The 17,316-nt window shown below is 57.6% G+C and carries 12 protein-coding genes; 9 read left to right on the top strand and 3 right to left on the bottom strand.

Annotated elements, in window-relative coordinates; genetic code table 11:
• Nucleotides 1–191: 191 nt before the first annotated feature.
• The 3 genes from metG to ACR0AZ_RS06330 all read left to right on the top strand — a co-directional run bounded on the left by metG (nt 192) and on the right by ACR0AZ_RS06330 (nt 6,508).
• Nucleotides 192–1,910 (top strand): methionine--tRNA ligase, encoded by a 1,719-nt coding sequence (gene metG / locus ACR0AZ_RS06320; protein ID WP_480470036.1) that lies wholly within the window; start codon nt 192–194, stop codon nt 1,908–1,910.
• A gap of 278 nt (nt 1,911–2,188) precedes the next feature.
• Entirely contained in the window at nt 2,189–3,367 is a 1,179-nt protein-coding gene (locus tag ACR0AZ_RS06325; protein ID WP_480667033.1) for an efflux RND transporter periplasmic adaptor subunit, read from the top strand.
• 3 nt (nt 3,368–3,370) lie between these two features.
• A complete protein-coding gene (locus ACR0AZ_RS06330) occupies nt 3,371–6,508 on the top strand; it encodes an efflux RND transporter permease subunit (RefSeq protein WP_480667035.1) in 3,138 nt (1,045 codons plus the stop codon).
• Between the two features lie 47 nt (nt 6,509–6,555).
• Here the strand turns inward: ACR0AZ_RS06330 and glpD are convergent, their stop codons facing one another.
• Complete coding sequence (glpD, locus tag ACR0AZ_RS06335) at nt 6,556–8,124, bottom strand: glycerol-3-phosphate dehydrogenase (protein ID WP_480657932.1); 1,569 nt, start codon at nt 8,122–8,124, stop codon at nt 6,556–6,558.
• A 182-nt stretch (nt 8,125–8,306) separates the two neighbouring features.
• Here glpD and ACR0AZ_RS06340 point away from each other — a divergent pair, with 182 nt between their 5' ends.
• The 4 genes from ACR0AZ_RS06340 to ACR0AZ_RS06355 all read left to right on the top strand — a co-directional run bounded on the left by ACR0AZ_RS06340 (nt 8,307) and on the right by ACR0AZ_RS06355 (nt 12,261).
• On the top strand, nt 8,307–9,077 hold the full coding sequence (locus ACR0AZ_RS06340; RefSeq protein ID WP_480657933.1) for a DeoR/GlpR family DNA-binding transcription regulator: 771 nt from the start codon (nt 8,307–8,309) through the stop codon (nt 9,075–9,077).
• 92 nt (nt 9,078–9,169) lie between these two features.
• Nucleotides 9,170–9,532, top strand: coding sequence for a DUF3302 domain-containing protein (locus ACR0AZ_RS06345; RefSeq protein ID WP_480470041.1), 363 nt, complete (start codon nt 9,170–9,172; stop codon nt 9,530–9,532).
• A 21-nt stretch (nt 9,533–9,553) separates the two neighbouring features.
• On the top strand, nt 9,554–10,699 hold the full coding sequence (locus ACR0AZ_RS06350; protein ID WP_480470042.1) for an HlyD family secretion protein: 1,146 nt from the start codon (nt 9,554–9,556) through the stop codon (nt 10,697–10,699).
• 11 nt (nt 10,700–10,710) lie between these two features.
• Nucleotides 10,711–12,261, top strand: a complete 1,551-nt coding sequence (locus ACR0AZ_RS06355) for an efflux transporter outer membrane subunit (protein ID WP_480470043.1) — start codon at nt 10,711–10,713, stop codon at nt 12,259–12,261.
• Nucleotides 12,262–12,264: 3 nt separating this feature from the next.
• On the opposite strand, the gene mprF is transcribed toward ACR0AZ_RS06355, so the two are convergent.
• Nucleotides 12,265–14,871 carry a bifunctional lysylphosphatidylglycerol flippase/synthetase MprF gene (gene mprF / locus ACR0AZ_RS06360; protein WP_480667036.1) on the bottom strand — a complete coding sequence of 869 codons (2,607 nt, stop codon included), beginning with the start codon at nt 14,869–14,871 and terminating at the stop codon, nt 12,265–12,267.
• 89 nt (nt 14,872–14,960) lie between these two features.
• Nucleotides 14,961–15,389: an Lrp/AsnC family transcriptional regulator gene (locus ACR0AZ_RS06365; protein WP_480470045.1), complete on the bottom strand. Its 429-nt coding sequence runs from the start codon at nt 15,387–15,389 to the stop codon at nt 14,961–14,963.
• Between the two features lie 86 nt (nt 15,390–15,475).
• Here ACR0AZ_RS06365 and rocF point away from each other — a divergent pair, with 86 nt between their 5' ends.
• Both rocF and ctlX read left to right on the top strand, forming a co-directional pair.
• Entirely contained in the window at nt 15,476–16,396 is a 921-nt protein-coding gene (gene rocF / locus ACR0AZ_RS06370; RefSeq protein WP_480470046.1) for an arginase, read from the top strand.
• Entirely contained in the window at nt 16,396–17,316 is a 921-nt protein-coding gene (gene ctlX / locus ACR0AZ_RS06375; protein WP_480657938.1) for a citrulline utilization hydrolase CtlX, read from the top strand. The genes rocF and ctlX overlap by 1 nt, the downstream gene beginning before the upstream one ends.

Genomic DNA, 17,316 nt, shown 5'->3' on the forward strand with positions numbered 1-17,316 from the left:
TACACCGCGTCAAATACGAGTGATGCATAAATTCCCCCGTAAAATCACTTGCAGGACCATCATACACAGATCAGGGATTTCGCGAAGGTGGCGTTTGTATGGGTTTCTGAAGCTTCAACGCTGAAACCGGGCTTTTGCTAATCCCTCACATACTGTAGACGGGCGCGCAGTTAGTTACGTGGAAACGCAAAATGGCTCGGATTCTCATCACCTCGGCGATCCCCTATATCAACGGGATCAAGCACCTCGGCAACCTGATCGGCTCGCAATTGCCTGCCGATCTTTATGCACGTTATCAGCGTGGCCGGGGGAATGAGGTCATGTTCCTGTGCGCCACGGATGAACACGGCACCCCGGCCGAGCTGGCAGCGGCCAAAGCAGGTAAGCCGGTAGCCGAGTATTGCGCCGAGATGTATGGCGTTCAGGCCGACATCGCCAATCGCTTTGGCCTGAGCTTCGATCACTTTGGCCGCTCGTCCAGCGAGCAGAACAAAGTGTTGACCCAGCATTTCGCAGGCAAGCTGGATGAGGCCGGACTGATCCGCGAGGTCAGTGAAAAGCAGGTCTATTCCAACGCAGATAAACGCTTTTTGCCTGACCGTTATATTGAGGGCACCTGCCCCAATTGCGGCTATGGCCGCGCGCGAGGCGATCAGTGCGAGAATTGCACCAAGCAGCTGGACCCGACAGATCTGATCGAGCCGCGTTCGGCCATCTCGGGCTCGACTGATTTGGAGGTGCGCGAGACAAAGCACCTGTACCTGCGTCAATCCGCGATGAAAGACCAGCTGGACGCATGGATCGATTCCAAAACCGACTGGCCGATCCTGACGACCTCGATTGCCAAGAAGTGGCTGCATGACGGAGACGGCCTGCAAGACCGCGGCATCACCCGCGATCTGGATTGGGGCGTGCCGGTCAAGAAAGGTGATCAGGACTGGCCCGGAATGGAGGGCAAAGTCTTCTATGTCTGGTTCGACGCACCCATCGAATATATCGCTTGCGCCAAGGAATGGGCAGACGCGAGCGGCAAGCCGGACGCCGAGTGGGAGCGTTGGTGGCGCACCGACAAGGGTGCCGATGATGTGCGTTACGTGCAATTCATGGGCAAGGACAACGTCCCATTCCACACGCTCAGCTTCCCGGCAACCATTCTGGGTTCGGGCGAGCCGTGGAAGATGGTCGACCACCTGAAATCGTTCAACTATCTGAACTATGATGGGGGTCAGTTCTCGACCAGCCAGGGGCGCGGTGTGTTCATGGACCAGGCGCTGGCCATCTTGCCCGCTGATTACTGGCGCTGGTGGCTGCTCAGCCACGCGCCCGAGAGCAGCGACAGTGAGTTCACATGGGAGAACTTCCAGCAATCGGTGAACAAAGACCTTGCCGACGTGCTGGGCAACTTTGTCAGCCGGATCACCAAGTTCTGCCGCTCGAAATTCGGCGAAGCCGTACCCGAAGGCGGTGCGTTTGGCGAGCGTGAGAAGGCTTTGGTCGCTGAATTGACCAAACGCGTGCGGGCATACGAAGGCTTTATGGAGGCGATGGAAGTTCGCAAATCCGCTCAGGAATTGCGGGCCATCTGGGTTGCGGGCAATGAATATCTGCAATCTGCAGCACCGTGGTCGACCTTCAAGGAAGATCCGGAACAGGCCGCCGCGCAGGTGCGGCTGGGTCTGAACCTGATCCGGCTTTACGCCGTGCTCAGCGCGCCCTTCATTCCCGACACATCTGCACGGATGCTGAGCGCGATGAACACGCTCGACACCAGCTGGCCTGATGATGTGGAGGCCGCACTGTCCGCCCTGCCCGCTGGTCACGAGTTCACCGTACCTGATGTGCTATTTGCCAAGATTGCGGACGAACAACGCGAAGAATGGCAGGAAAAGTTCGCCGGAGTGCGAGACTAATCTAACCTAACTCACCTTTCTTAGACCGGGGGCTTGTATTGGCCTCCGGTCTTTTCGTTTTGAGGTTCTACGTCTTGCGGGCCATGTCGCACGGCTGAGCTTCCGCACCTAACCCTGCCGTCCGGCAGAAAAATTTCCGCAGCTTGATGCGACGCTCGCTTCGTCAACACGCTTGAGAAATTATGTCAAAGCGGCCATCCTGACCAATATGTGTTCGACTCGTCGCAGCAACCGTTCTGCTGCGGCGCGCTTTCTGTAATCTTGACGAGGCATTCATCATGTCCCCTGAATTTGCACCTACGCCCCTTCACCGCCGCGGATCGGCCAGAGCTTTGAGCGCAACCCTCGCTCTGTTGTTCGGTTTCGGGCTCGCGCAGAGTGCGACTGCGCAGGACCAAAGTGATGCACCTGCCCCCAAGGTCTCGATCGCGGCAGCCTATACGCAAGAGATCACGGATGAGGCGACCTTCATCGGGCGCGCAGAAGCCATTAACAAAGTCGATATCGTCGCGCGTGTCAGTGGGTTTCTGGAAAGTCAGGAAGTTGAGGACGGCGCGCTGGTGAATGAAGGCGAACTTCTCTTCAAGATCGAACCTGACCTTTACGAAGCCACGGTGCAATCGCGAAAGGCGGATCTCGACCGGGCTGAGGCCAATCTTGAACTGGCCAAAGTCGACCTGGCCCGTAAAGAAGAGCTTTATAAGCGCGAAGCAACACCCGAATCCGAACGCGATATTGCGCGAGCCAACGAATTGGTGGCCGAGGCTGAAGTCAAAGCTGCGAATGCCGCCATTCAACAGGCCGAGCTGGACCTGAGCTATACCGAAATCCATGCGCCCTTCACCGGTCGTCTTGGACGCGTTACGACAAGTGTCGGGGACGTGGTTGGCCCCAACAATCCGCCATTGGTCAACCTCGTCAGCGAAGCGCCGATCTATGTGAATTTCTCGCTGAACGAAAAACAGTTTACGACCGTTCTTCAACAAGTTGGCGAAAGCGCGGCATCTCTGGCAGAAAGCAACAAAAGCCCGAATGTCCACGTCACCCTGCCCAATGGCACCGAACTGGATGAAACTGGCGAGATCATCTTTGTCGACAACCGCATCGACCCTCTGACCGGGGCGATCACGGTGCGCGCTCAGTTCGATAATACCGACCGCCTGATCATCGACGGAGCGTTCCTGAACGTCCAGATCGAAGCACTCGAGCCCACGCTGCAGGTATTGATCCCGCAGGCCGCGCTACAACGCGACCAGCGCGGAGAGTTCGTTCTGGTGGTCAACGACAAACAGATGGTCGAGCAGCGCTATATCACCACCGGTGACACGGTGGACTCGGCCATTATCGTGTCGGACGGTCTGCGCGAAGGCGAAAGTGTGATCGTCGAGGGCCTGCAACGGGTACGCCCGGGCGTGGCCGTCGATGCGGTTGTCGCCTCTGAACAGCCGGGAGAATAATCGATGTTCTCTGCTCTGTTCATCAGCCGGCCCAAGCTGGCGCTTGTCATTTCGCTGGTTCTGACCATTCTGGGAGGGATCGGCTATCTGGTTCTGCCGGTGGCACAGTTCCCGGACATCACGCCTCCGGTCGTGAGCGTAACCGCCAACTATACCGGCGCAAACGCCGAAACCGTGGAAAACACTGTGGCCGCCCCGATCGAGGCGCAGGTCAACGGTGTGGACGACATGATCTACATGACGTCGACCTCGTCGGATAACGGATCATACTCGCTGAACGTTACGTTTGAAGTGGGAACCGATCCTGACATCGCATCGGTAAACGTGCAGAACCGCGTGGCGCAGGCGATGGCATCCTTGCCATCCGAGGTGACCTCATCGGGCGTGGTGACGCAAAAAGCGTCGACAAACATGCTGCTGCTGATCACGCTGACCTCGCCCAACGGCACGTATGACAGCGTATTTCTGTCGAACTATGCCTCGATCAACCTGAAAGACGCGCTGGCGCGGGTTCAGGGTGTTGGTAAGGCGGACGTTCTGACCAATCTTGAATACGCCATGCGCATCTGGATGGACCCGGACAAGATGGCGGCGCTGTCGATCACTCCGGGTGACGTGATCAGCGCTATCCGCGAACAGAATATCGAGGTATCTGCTGGTTCAATCGGTTCGCCACCTGTACCCGAAGGTCAGACCTTTCAATACACGATCAAGACCAAGGGTCGCCTGACCTCGGCGGATGAATTTGGTGACATCGTGATCCGGACAGGAGATGCGGGCGCGATTGTGCGTGTGAAAGATATCGCACGCACCGAGCTCGGCGCACAGTTCTATTCGGCTTCGGGCTACTTCCAAAGCGTTCCCGCAACGGTAATCGGCATCTATCAAGCGCCCGGGGCCAACGCGCTGGCGGTGTCTGAACGTGTCGAGGCTGAGCTTGAACGCCTCTCGCGCTCTTTCCCAACCGATGTGGAATATTCAGTCCCGTTCAATACAACCGACTTTGTCGAGCAATCGCTGAATGACGTGGTTTCGACGCTCATCCTGACTTTCATTCTGGTGATCACGGTTGTGTTCATCTTCCTTGGCAGTTGGCGCGCAACGATCATTCCGGCGGTGGCGATCCCCGTATCGTTGATCGGGACATTCGCGTTCCTGCTGGCCTTTGGCATGTCGCTGAACACGATCTCGCTGTTCGCGCTGGTGCTGGCAATCGGGATCGTGGTGGATGACGCCATCGTTGTGGTGGAAAACGTCGAGCGTATCATCGCGGAAGAGGGCCTACCCCCGGCGGAGGCCACGCGCAAAGCCATGGGCCAGATTACCGGTCCGGTGATTGCAACCACGCTGGTTCTGCTTGCGGTGTTTGTACCGGTGACCTTCATGCCCGGCATCTCAGGGCGGCTTTATTCGCAATTCGCGGTCACGATCTCGACCGCCGTTGTAATCTCATCGATCAACGCCCTGACGTTGTCCCCGGCACTGTGTGGACTGGTCCTGAAGGCGCGCTCGGGTCCCCCCAAGGGGCTGCTGGCCGTGTTCGAAGGGTTCATTGGTACAATGCGTAACGGCTATACCGCGATCGTGCGCAAGCTACTGATCTTGCCGGTGATCTCATTAGGCATCATCGCGGCCTTCGCGGCTGGTACAGGGTCCATCATGGGCGCCACCTCGAAAGGCTTCATTCCGCTTGAGGATAACGGTTATCTGTTCGTCGATGTCCAGCTGCCCGACGCGGCAACGTTGGAACGGACCGAAACCGTCTCGGCGCGTTTGGACGCGCAGATTCAGGAGATCCCAGGTGTTTCAAGCACCGTTCTGGTGAACGGGTTCTCATTGCTGAACGGCACCACGACGAACGGGGCGGCCATTTTCGTCAACCTCACCAACTGGGAGGAACGACAGGAACCCGATCTCAGTGCCGACGCTATTCTGGGCAAGGTGCTGGCGATTGCAAACCAAGAATCAGCAGCCTCAATCGTGGCTTTCAACCCACCCCCAATTCAGGGCCTCGGTATGTCCGCCGGTGTTGAAATGGAGGTACAGCAAACCGGGGGCGGCTCGCCTCAGGATCTTGCATCGGCAGTTGGGTCTTACGTTTATGCAGCCAACCAACGACCCGAGATTGCGCAGGCTTACACCACCTTCCGCGCGAACGTACCGCAGCTGTTCGTTGATTTGGATCGGGAGAAGGCCAAAACCCTGCAGGTCTCGGTGGCTGAGATATTCCAGACCATGCAAGCGCAGCTTGGCTCGTATTACGTGAACGACTTCAACCTGTTTGGTAGAGTCTATCGCGTGATGATCCAGGCCGAAGGCTCGTACCGGAACAAGGTCGAAGATATTTCAAACCTCTACGTGCGTTCCACCAAGGGTGAGATGGTACCACTCGGCACGCTTATCGATGTCGAGAATGTGCTGGGACCGGTTCTGCTGAAACGGCACAACCTGTTCCGCTCGGCCACAGTGACAGCAGTTCCGGCACCCGGTCTTTCGACGGGTGACGCAATCAATGTCATGACCGAGGAATCGGCGAACGCCCTGCCCTCCGGCTATGCCTTTGAATGGACCGGCACGGCGCAACAACAGTTGGCCTCTGGCAACCTCGTCGTTGTGATCCTCGGGTTGGCGATCTTGTTCGGATACCTGTTCCTTGTAGGCCAATACGAAAGTTGGACCATGCCTGTATCGATCCTGATGTCGGTAACGGTGGCCCTGTTCGGCGCGGTCGCGGCAGTCGCGATCGTGGGCAGTGACATCAACCTTTACACGCAGATCGGGATGATCATGCTGGTTGGTCTAGCTTCAAAGAACGGGATTCTGATCGTCGAATTCGCGATGGAGCAAAGAGCCAAGGGCTTGTCGATCAAAGAAGCGGCTACAGAAGCGGCCCATCAGCGTTTCCGCGCTGTTATGATGACAGCTCTGTCCTTCCTGCTGGGCGTTGTGCCGCTGCTGGCCGCGAACGGTGCTGGCGCGGCAAGCCAGAAGGCCATCGGGGTTGCGGTGTTTGGAGGGATGCTGGCAGCAACGCTGTTCGGGGTAATCCTTGTTCCCGTCCTATATGCTGTAATGCAGGGCCTGCGGGAATGGATCAAAGGCAGCAAGAATGATCCCGGACCCGAAGAAGAAGCCGCATGATCGGATAAACAAAAGACGCCCCGCAAATCTACGGGGCGTTTTTCATTTCAGCGATCAGCCATCCAGCTCTCGATCCGTGTGACCTGTTGAGGTGTCAACCGTAAACCCAGCTTATTACGCCGCCAGATCACATCCGTTGCGGTGCGCGCATATTCCTTGTCGATCAACCAATTCAACTCAGCCTCGGTCAGCGTCGCCCCGAAATCCTCACCCAGATCAGACTGATCCTGTGCCGCGCCCAAAACCGCGCGCGCCTCGGTGCCGTAGGCCCGTACCAACCGTCGGGCCCAGACGTCTGTCAGAAAGGGATAATCTGCCATCAGGCTTTGGATCAAGGCATCGACTCCATCGACCGGGAAATCCCCCCCCGGCAATGCCACACCCGCTGTCCAGGGGCCCGACACGCCTGAGAGATGTTCGGCCACTTTCTCAAGCGCGCTTTCCGCCAGACGACGGTATGTTGTGATCTTCCCGCCGAAGACATTCAGCACTGGCGCCCCGCCCTCGGCATCGACTTTCAACGTATAATCCCGTGTCGCAGCCGTCGCGCTGCTGGCCCCGTCATCGTATAAAGGCCGAACGCCCGAATAGGTCCAAACGACATCTGCGCGAGTCACCGGTTTCTTGAAGTATTTCGAGGCAAAGTCGCAAAGATACTCCTGCTCCGCCTCGGTACAGACCGGAGGTTCAGAAGGATCGGAATGATCCTGGTCCGTTGTCCCGATCAGGGTGAAATCCTGCTCATAAGGGATGGCAAAGATGATCCGTCCGTCCTCGCCCTGAAAGAAATAGCATTTGTCGTGGTCATAGAGCTTCGGTGTCACGACATGACTGCCACGCACCAACCGAACCCCCTCGCGTGAGTTCATGCGGATCTTGGTCTGGATGATATCGCCCACCCAAGGTCCACCGGCGTTGATCAGCATCCGCGCATGGACGGTTCTGGTCTTGTCACTGTCGCGGTCGCGCAGGGTAATCTGCCAGAGATCGTCAACACGTTCTGCCGAGACGACCTCGGTCCGCACCATGATCTGCGCGCCGCGCGCCTCGGCGTCGCGGGCGTTCAGGACCACCAGACGAGAATCCTCGACCCAGCAATCGGAATATTCATAGGCCGTTTCAAACTTGTCCTGCAGTGGCCCGCCTTCTGGTGCGCTCCGCAGCTTCAAAGATCGCGTTCCGGGCAGGATTTTCCGCCCCCCAAGATTGTCATACAGAAACAGACCCAACCGGATCAGCCAGGCCGGGCGTCGGCCCCGCATCCACGGCATCACCGTACTCAGCAGTTTTGAGGTCGGCGTTTCCGTATCGAACCGCATATCGGCGTGATAGGGCAGTACAAAGCGCATCGGCCACGAGATATGCGGCATGGCGCACAGCAAAGTTTCGCGTTCGATCAAAGCCTCGCGGACCAGACGGAATTCAAAGAACTCCAGATACCTGAGCCCCCCATGGAACAGCTTGGTCGAGGCCGAAGAGGTGGCCGAGGCCAGGTCGTTCATCTCGGCCAGAGCCACCGACAGCCCCCGCCCCGCCGCATCGCGCGCAATGCCGCAACCGTTGATGCCACCACCGATAATGAACAGGTCGGTTACCTGAGTGTTGTCCGATGACATTTCTATGCGATTCCCCAATTCAGCAGCTTTGTGCGCATTAACCCGATACACATTCGTTTCGTCAAGTTTTGCTTTCGCTTTTCATCGCCTTCAATCTAATTGCGGCAATTACTGCATTCCGAACTTGCCACGCTCAGGAAAAAGAGCAAAAACGAAAGCAAGAGCAATGCCGGAGATCATCCATGTCCTTGTCCTTTCGCCAATCGGACATTCTTGAAATAGCCAAGGAAGAAGGCCGCGTTACCGTCGAAGGGCTCGCCGATCGTTTTCAGGTCACTGTTCAAACAATTCGGCGCGATCTGTCCGATCTGTCCGAGGCCGGATTGGTCGATCGGGTACATGGCGGAGCTGTGCTGCGTTCGGGCGTTTCGAATATCGGTTATGAAGACCGTCGCGCCCTGAACCAAGAGGTTAAGGCCCGCATCGCAGAACGTTGCGCCGCCGATATCCCGGATGGCAGTTCGGTCTTTCTCAATATCGGAACCTCGACCGAGGCCGTCGCTCGGCAATTGCGGCAGCACAAGAACCTGATGGTTGTTACCAACAATATGAATGTCGCCACCATTCTGGCCGAGAACCCGGATTGCGAGATCGTTGTTGCGGGCGGCGTACTGCGCCGATCGGACAGTGGCCTTGTGGGGAATCTCGCCGTGTCGACCATTCGTCAGTTCAAATTTGATCACGCGATTATCGGTTGCTCAGCGCTCGATACCGATGGCGATCTGATGGATTTTGACCTGCAAGAGGTGCTGGTCAGCCAGACCATCATCGCCCAAGCGCGACAAATCAGTCTGGTGGCGGATCACTCCAAGTTCAGCCGAACGGCCCCGGCCCGCATCGCCTCGTTGGCGAATGTAGATACCATCTATACCGACGCCCCCCTGCCCGGAGATCTGTCGATAAAATGCGCCGAATGGCAAACGCAGATCATACAATGCGATAGCAATCCGTAGACGATCACTTTGTCCAGAACACCCATAAACTGATTGACGAAGCGAAGCGCACAACTGAGGATGCAGTAACCTTCCCGACAGGAGGCGCGAGCATGGGACTTTTGGGGCAGCCGCTGGGCTTCTACGACTACCTTACGTTTTTAGCATTGATCCTGCTGCTGGCCGCGGTGATGGCTCTGTTCCTGTTCATCATGGGCCTGCCCGGCCGTATCGCGATCAAGCGAAACCATCCGCATGCCGAAGCGGTCAAGATGATGGGATGGATGGGGTTCCTGGCCATCGTTCCATGGGTCCACGCATTCATCTGGGCCTTCCATGACGGCGTGACCGTGGATGTACGTCGCGGTCCGGACGAGGAGCGCAAAGCCATCCGGGATGAGATCAAGCGACTGGGCGGTACGGTGAAACCGGAATATCAGGACCGGCTTGACGAAGACGATACGCAGAAAAGCTAAGACCAAAGGAAACTATAAAATATGTTCGTCGCCCTCGGCATTACGCTTTTCTATCTCATTTTCGTCTGGTTCATTTTCTTCAAGGCGAAGTGGCTGAAGTTCAACATCATGTGGGGCATCGTGTCCTTCTGGGTTGGCGCGCATCTGCTTTTGATCTTCCTGGTCGCGCTGCGGTTCTTTCAGCCCTTTTCGATCGACAGCCACGTCGTGCGCTCGACCATCCAGATTGTCCCGCGCCTGACTCAGCCAACCATCCTGACAGAGGTTCTGGTCGAACCGAATACGTGGGTCACGAAGGGCGAGCCACTTTATCGCTTTGATGACACCGTGTTTTCGCTGGCCGTCGACAAGGCAAATGCGCAACTGGTGGCCGCGCAACAAAACGCATTGATCCTTGAACAGGACGTTATAGCCGCAACCGAAGCCGTTGAACGCGCCAATGCGCAACTGGCCTATGCCCTGACCGAGCAGGCCCGGTACGAAAACCTTGTCCCTGCGGGAGGTGCGCGGCAAGACGAACTGGATCGCTGGAATGAGCAAGTGGCTGAAGATCAGGCCAAGGTCAAAGAGGCCGAGGCAAATCTGGAAAAGGCCAACCTGGCAGAGGCCTCGCAGATCGATGGTGTGAATACAGGGATTATCGAGGCGCAGTCACAATTGGCCGAGGCCGAGTATTTCCTTGAAAATACAACTATCTACGCGCCTGAAAACGGCATGATCGTCTCACAGCAGGCGCGCCCGGGTATGGTGGTCGGTGAGATACGGCTTGGCGCGATTGCCAGTTTCGTGACCGAAGACAGCCCCTATATCCTCGCCACTTTCCGACAGCAGAACCTGAAATTCGTCGAAGTCGGACAGCCGGTCGAGGTCGCCCTGGACCTCTATCCCGGCGAAATCCTGACCGGCAAGGTCGAGGCTGTTTGGTGGGCCACGCGTCAGGGCCAATATCTGCCCTCGGGTCGCCTGCCCGGCTTTGAACTGCCAAAACTGCCTGGCCGCATCGCGGTACAGATTTCGGTCGACGTGCCCGAAGGCCATACTTTCCCAGCGGGTGGTCACGCCGCCGTGGCGATTTACACCGGCATGGGCAAAAGTTTCGAGTTCCTGAGGCGCATCAATATCCGCCTCTATTCCTTCGCCAACTTTATCCGACCTCTGGATATCTGAGGATGCGCGCCATGACACTCCGCCGGTTGTTAGGCACTGCCCTATGTGCTGCCACTCTCGCCGCTTGCACGCCGGTAGGCCCGGATTTCGTGCGCCCGAACTCGCCGGTCGTGAAACAGTGGATCGAGGTCAACAGCCCCAGCGCAAGTCAAAGCGGCCTGACCTCACGCAGCGCGCCTGTGGTGCGGTGGTGGGAGACGTTCAATGACCCCACGCTGAACAAACTGATCGCCGAGGCCTATGCCCAGAACCTGACCTTGCAGGTCGCAGGTGCCCGTGTGCTTCAGGCCCGCGCACAGCTTGGCATCGCGTTCGGAGAGCTCTACCCCCAATCGCAAGCGATCGGAGGATCACTGCAGCGACGCCAGATCAGCGACAACCTCGGTCCGGTTTCGGATATTCGGCGGATCATCCCTTTGGATACCGAATTCTCAACCTCGCAAGTCGGGTTTGATGCGCAGTGGGAGTTGGATGTGTGGGGCGCACAACGACGCGGCGTGCAAGCGGCACGGTCAAATCTCGCCCTGCAAGTGGCCAACTATGACGATGCGCTTGTAACGCTGACCGGCGACGTGGCCGCTCTGTATATCAACGTCCGCTCCTTGCAGGAGGCTTTGGGCATTGCGCGCGAAAATATCCAGATCCAACAAGAATCCGCTGATCTGACCCAATTGCGCTTCAACAATGGCGTGACCACCGAGCTGGACGTACAGGAATCGACGGCGCTGCTGAACAACACCAAAGCGCTGGTGCCTCAGTTGGAGAGCGATCTGCAGCAAGCCAAGAACGCGCTGGCCGTATTGCTTGGCAAAACCCCGTCGCAAATGGCCGGCCTTCTGAGCGGCTCCGGTCGCATCCCGTCAGCGCGCTCAAACGTGGCCGTGGGCGTTCCGGCAGAGCTGCTGCGGCGGCGTCCGGATGTGCGCGCGGCGGAACTGGCCGCCGCGACGCAATCGGCTCAGGTTGGCATCGCGCTGGCCGACTTGTATCCGCAGTTCATACTGTCCGGCTCGATTGGACTACAGGCCTCGGGCGGGCGCGATTTGTTCAGCACCAACAGCACCACAGGTCTGGCCAATGCAGGCGTGGTCTGGAACGTATTGAACTATGGTCGCATCAAGAACAATGTCCGGGCACAGGACGCCGCCTATCAGGCGCTGATTGCGAATTATCAGAACACCGTCCTAACCGCATATTCCGAGGTCGAAAGCGCCATGGTCGCCTATGCGCAGGCACGCAAGCAAGTGGCGTTCTATGAACGCAGCGTCGAAGCGTCACGCCGGGCTGCCGATATTGCGGTCGATCAATACCGCGACGGTATCGCCAGCTATTCGCGCATCCTGAACACGCAAACCGCGCTTCTGCGCTCGCAAGCAAACCTGATTGAAGCCCGGCAAGAGGTCTCGTCAAATCTGGTCGCGATCTACAAAGGTCTAGGCGGAGGCTGGCAGATCCGGCAAAATCAGGAATTCCTACCCGAAACGGTACTGGCCGAAATGGCCTATCGCACCGATTGGGGTGATTTGTTGGAGAAAACACCGACCGGGGCCAGCCTGAACTGACCGCTATTTCGTCAGCCCGCGCAATCCGCCAGAGATCAGGATATTCACCTCGTAGAGGATGCGAGGCGCGGCCAACCCGCCGGGGCTGGCCAGATAGTTCGGGCTCCATTCCGGGTCGAACTTCTGCTTGAAGCTGCGCAGGCCTTCGAAGTGATAAAACTGCTCGCCGTGCTCATAGACAAACCCGCCGATGCGGTTCCACAGCGAGGCCAGTTGCCGGTTCTCGATCCCCGAAAACGGCGCAGCACCCAGCGAGAACCAATGGAACCCCTGCTCTGCCCCCCAGGACATCATCTCGGCAAAGAGCGCATCCATGACAAAGCTCGGGCTTTCGGGTTCATAGCGCATCAGGTCCAGCGACAGTTCAGACTTATGCCCCCCCTGAAACAGGTTCGCAAAGGCCATGATCTTACCAGTTTCGTCCCGCAAAACCGCGTGATCAAAATACGAGAGGTACTTTTCGTCAAAGCCCCCTAACGCGAACCCCTTCTCTTCACCAGCCTTCCGGGCCAGCCAATCGTCCGAGATTTTGCGTAGCTCCGGCAGCACCGGGGCCAGTTCTTCTTTTGGAATGATCTCGAACACATAGCCTTCGCGTTCCGCCCGGTTCTTGGCCTGGCGGAACCGTTTGCGGGATTTCCCGTCCAATGAGAAATCGGTTAACGGAACGCGCGCGACCTCGCCGATCTTGAGGATCGACAGACCAAGATCCAGAAACGTTGGCAGGTATTTGGTCGAGACACTGTAGAAGGCGCACAGCTTGCCTTCGCGATCTGCCATTTCGCGCAGCTGCCATATCAGCTGCTGTCCTGCCTTTTCATCGCCTACCGGTTCGCCCTTGGTGATCAATGCATTGCCAGTATCGGCATAGGCCAGAAAGGCGGTCTGATCTTCGGAGATCAGGAATTGTTTATCTCCGGTCAGCGAAATCTGAGACTCGGTGTCCTCGCTTTCCATCACCAACCGCTCGACCACCTCGGGGATTTCAGTACGGCTCGGGGCCGGTATTTCACGCCCGAATAGCGAGTTTATCGCGACCACTCCAAGGATCACCGAAACCACGAGGCTGGAGCGCAAGAAGCGCGAAGCATCACCGTTCCAAGCGAACTCCCACCAGAGTGCGTTCTGGTATTCGACATGGGAATAAGCAAACAACCCAATCCAGAAGATCACCAACAACAGTGCCAGCACGCTGACCAGCCACGGGATGTTCAACCGGAAAATCGACGCGCCGCTGACCCGGTAGAATGCGCCCCGGAACATCGCCAGCAGACCGATAGTGCCAAGCAGAGAAAGCGCCTCATGCGTGTCGAGCCCCTTGGTCAGCGAGGCGACAAATCCGGCCACCATCAACAGCATTGCGACGACCCATGCGCGATAGAGCTTTCGGAACAACCCACGTGACACCAGCAACAGCAGGACACCCACGGCACTGCCCGCCAAATGCGAAGCCTCAACAAATGAGAGCGGCAGCACTTCGCGTAAAACGCCAAGGTTCTGTGAACTCGCGGGCAAGGCACCCGAAACCAACAGGATGATCCCCGCGACCGCCGCGACACCGGCAGCCACCATCGGCACAATCGGACGGATGGCGCGATAGACCCATGTCGCCGCGCCGCCGATCCTATGTCTTTGCGTCAACACCGAGGCTCCAGCGATGGACAGGCTTGCAATTCCGAACGGGCAGAATGTGTAGACGACCCGATACAGCAGTAGTGCGGCAATCACATCCGAGCGCCCGGAAGCTCCCAACCCAGCGATCAGCGTCGCCTCAAACACGCCGATCCCACCCGGAGCATGGCTGAGGATACCGACTGCGATGGCGGCGATATAGATCGTGAAGAAATAGGGATAACCTACACCCAGATCATCCGGCATCAGCACATACAGCGCCATGGAGGCACCAAACAAATCCCCCACCGCCGCAACCGTCAGCAGGCCGGCCAGTTTTCCGCCCGGCAGGTTAAAGCCAAAGCCGCCATATCCAATGCGCCGACCACCCCGGGACAGCCAGACAAACAATGCCGCAAGACCGGCTAGAAGACACAGGCCGATGACGGTTTCGGTGGTCTCTCCAATCGGCAGCACTTTCGAGATGCCGTCAGGATGAAAGGTCAGAAGAATTCCAAGAAGCAGGATCAGCCCCATCCAGAACGCCACCCATGAGGTTGCGATCACCCCGGCCACGCGCCCCAGATCCAGCCCCAGCGACGCATAAATGCGATACCGGATGGCAGTACCGGTGATGTAGGAAAAGCCCAGGCAGTTCGAAACCGCATAGCCGCTGGCCCCGGCCATCCCCGCGATGGGAAGCGGTACTTTGCCGCCAGCGATACTCTGCACCGCCAGGACATCGTAGAAAGACAGCGACAAAAAGCTAAATGCGGTCCAGCAGAGCGCGAAGAACATCACCTTCCACGACGTCGCCGCGATGTCGGTCTTAACGTCCGCCCATTTCACATGAGCTGAAAGATCGTGCAGAACAAACAACGCAATCAGCGTGATCATCACAGGCACAGCGACCCGGACCAGTGGCTTTTCGAGCAATCCGGTCACACGTTCGGCCAGCTTCTGGACCCGCGACTCGTCGATTGTCGCCTCTGAAGTCATTCTGCGTATCCCTGCCCTGCTGCCAGTTTCGGCCTCAGTTCAGAGCTTTACACAAATATCCAAGCCATCAAAGCATGTTGCGCCTGAATTCACGTCCGTCCTTTGCGTGTCGAAAGCAACAGGTTGGTCTCGGATCTTGTGATCCCCTCCATCCGTCGGATTTCGAACAGAACTTCATCAAACTCTACAAGCGTGTCAGTCCCGATCTCAACAATGAGATCCCAACTGCCATTCGTAGAATGGACAGCGCCCACCTCGCGCATTGCCGCAATCCGGGATCTGATCCGTTCGGTCCCACGACCCTCGATCTCGAGCATCATCAACCCGCGCACAGGGCTTTCTGAAACGCCCTGACGGGTCACAACCGTGAAGCCCACTATTTCGCCCGATTGCTTGAGGCGTTGCAGGCGGCTGCGAACGGTTGTCCGGGTCACGCCCAGCACCTCTGCCAGCTCCGACAATGAGGCCCGCGCATCCCGATGCAAGGCATTCAGCAAGCGGTTATCCAGTTCGTCCATCAACAATGCCCAAATCGAATTCCATCAATTCATTTTGACCATTTTGATCCCTTTTCTCAACCCATATCGCGTTTCTATACAGACATATGGACAAGAAAACTCTCATTCTGGCCGGGGCCCCAATGGATTCCGGCAAACGCCGCCAAGGCTGCCGCATGGGCCCCGACGCCTATCGCGTGGCCGGACTTGAACAGGCTTTGGCCGATCTGGGGCACACTGTTTCGGATATCGGCGACACGCAGCCGGATCATGTGGAAATGGCGGAACATCCGCACCTGTTTGCGCTGCCCGAATGTGTGGGCTGGACGCAGGCGCTGCATCGAACGGCGCAGAACGCAGCGCAACAAGGGCTGCCAATATTCATGGGTGGCGATCACGCGCTGTCGATGGGCACGGTTTCAGGCATGGCGGCGCACGCGCAGAGCATTGATCGCCCCCTGTTTGTGCTGTGGCTCGACGCACATAGCGACTTTCACACACCCGGCAGCACCGGCAGCGGCAATCTGCATGGCACCCCCGTGGCCTATGTCACCGGGCAACCGGGGTTTGAGGCTTTCGCGCCCCTCGCCGCCCCCATCCCTACAAATCGTGTTGGCATGATTGGCCTGCGCTCGGTCGATCCCGCTGAACGCGCAGCCCTTGAAAAAGATCACGCCATGCTGGCCGATATGCGCAGCATCGACGAACACGGTATCAAGGCACCGCTTCTGGCTTTCCTCGACAGAGTGCAGGCTGCGAACGGCATCCTGCATGTATCGCTGGACGTGGACTTTCTGGATCCCTCGATTGCACCCGCGGTCGGCACCACCGTCCCCGGCGGCGCGACCGAGCGCGAGGCGCATCTGGTGATGGAGCTGCTGCACGAAAGCGGCCTCGTCTGCTCGCTGGATCTGGTCGAACTGAACCCGTTTCTCGACGAGCGAGGCCGAACTGCGAAACTGATGGTTGATCTGGCTGCCTCGCTGATGGGGCGTCGTATCTTTGATCGCCCGACACGGAGTTTTTGATGATTTCCCTGCAATCGCCTTCCGCTGTTGTAATGGTGCGCCCTCATGCATTCGCTTCGAATCCTGAAACGCGAGACGACAATGCATTTCAAACGCTTGCAGACCAATCCGAAGCAGCAACATCAGCTGCCGCCCGAGATGAACATGACGAAGCGGTCGCCCAACTACGTGCCGCAGGTGTAAACGTCCATGTCTTTGACGATGACGGTGCGCTCAATACACCCGACAGTGTCTTTCCCAACAATTGGTTCTCGACACATCCAGGTGGTCATGTTGCCATCTATCCGATGTTCGTTCCATCGCGCAGACGCGAGCGAAGGGCCGATGTGATAGAAATGCTGAAGCAGGAGTACCGCGTTCAGGACGTTATTGATTATTCCGGTCTTGAACAGGATGACCTTGCTCTGGAAGGAACAGGAGCGATGGTCCTGGATCACGTTGGCCGCATCGCTTACACCGTCAAATCAAATCGCGCCGATCCTGTTTTGCTTGAAAGGTTCTGCACTCATTTCAACTATGAACCTATCGCTTTCGATGCGAAGGATGCCCAGGGGCGTGATGTTTACCACACCAACGTTCTGATGGGAATCGGTACGAACTATGCTCTGATCTGCCTGGACATGATCTGCGGTCCGGAGCGCCGCGCGACCGTTCGGTCACGGTTAGAGGAATCAGGTCGAACTGTAATTGATCTATCGCATGAGCAGATCGCAAACTTTGCCGGAAACGCGATTGAACTCAGCGGTCGGGATGGCCTGCTTTTGGCGTTGTCCAGCCGCGCCCAAAAGGCGCTTACATCCGCTCAAATTGCTATAATCGAAAAGAGCGCCGCGCTGTTGCCGCTCTCAGTTCCGACAATTGAAACAGCTGGTGGATCAGTGCGCTGCATGATCTCAGGCATCCATCTTTCCCGCCGATAG

The sequence above is a fragment of the Ruegeria sp. BE3 genome (assembly GCF_056538865.1).

Coding starts and splice junctions, on each gene's coding strand:
- metG (WP_480470036.1), top strand. CDS start 192: ATGGCTCGGATTCTCATCACCTCGGCGATCCCCTATATCAACGGGATC.
- ACR0AZ_RS06325 (WP_480667033.1), top strand. CDS start 2,189: ATGTCCCCTGAATTTGCACCTACGCCCCTTCACCGCCGCGGATCGGCC.
- ACR0AZ_RS06330 (WP_480667035.1), top strand. CDS start 3,371: ATGTTCTCTGCTCTGTTCATCAGCCGGCCCAAGCTGGCGCTTGTCATT.
- glpD (WP_480657932.1), bottom strand. CDS start 8,124: ATGTCATCGGACAACACTCAGGTAACCGACCTGTTCATTATCGGTGGT.
- ACR0AZ_RS06340 (WP_480657933.1), top strand. CDS start 8,307: ATGTCCTTGTCCTTTCGCCAATCGGACATTCTTGAAATAGCCAAGGAA.
- ACR0AZ_RS06345 (WP_480470041.1), top strand. CDS start 9,170: ATGGGACTTTTGGGGCAGCCGCTGGGCTTCTACGACTACCTTACGTTT.
- ACR0AZ_RS06350 (WP_480470042.1), top strand. CDS start 9,554: ATGTTCGTCGCCCTCGGCATTACGCTTTTCTATCTCATTTTCGTCTGG.
- ACR0AZ_RS06355 (WP_480470043.1), top strand. CDS start 10,711: ATGACACTCCGCCGGTTGTTAGGCACTGCCCTATGTGCTGCCACTCTC.
- mprF (WP_480667036.1), bottom strand. CDS start 14,871: ATGACTTCAGAGGCGACAATCGACGAGTCGCGGGTCCAGAAGCTGGCC.
- ACR0AZ_RS06365 (WP_480470045.1), bottom strand. CDS start 15,389: ATGGACGAACTGGATAACCGCTTGCTGAATGCCTTGCATCGGGATGCG.
- rocF (WP_480470046.1), top strand. CDS start 15,476: ATGGACAAGAAAACTCTCATTCTGGCCGGGGCCCCAATGGATTCCGGC.
- ctlX (WP_480657938.1), top strand. CDS start 16,396: ATGATTTCCCTGCAATCGCCTTCCGCTGTTGTAATGGTGCGCCCTCAT.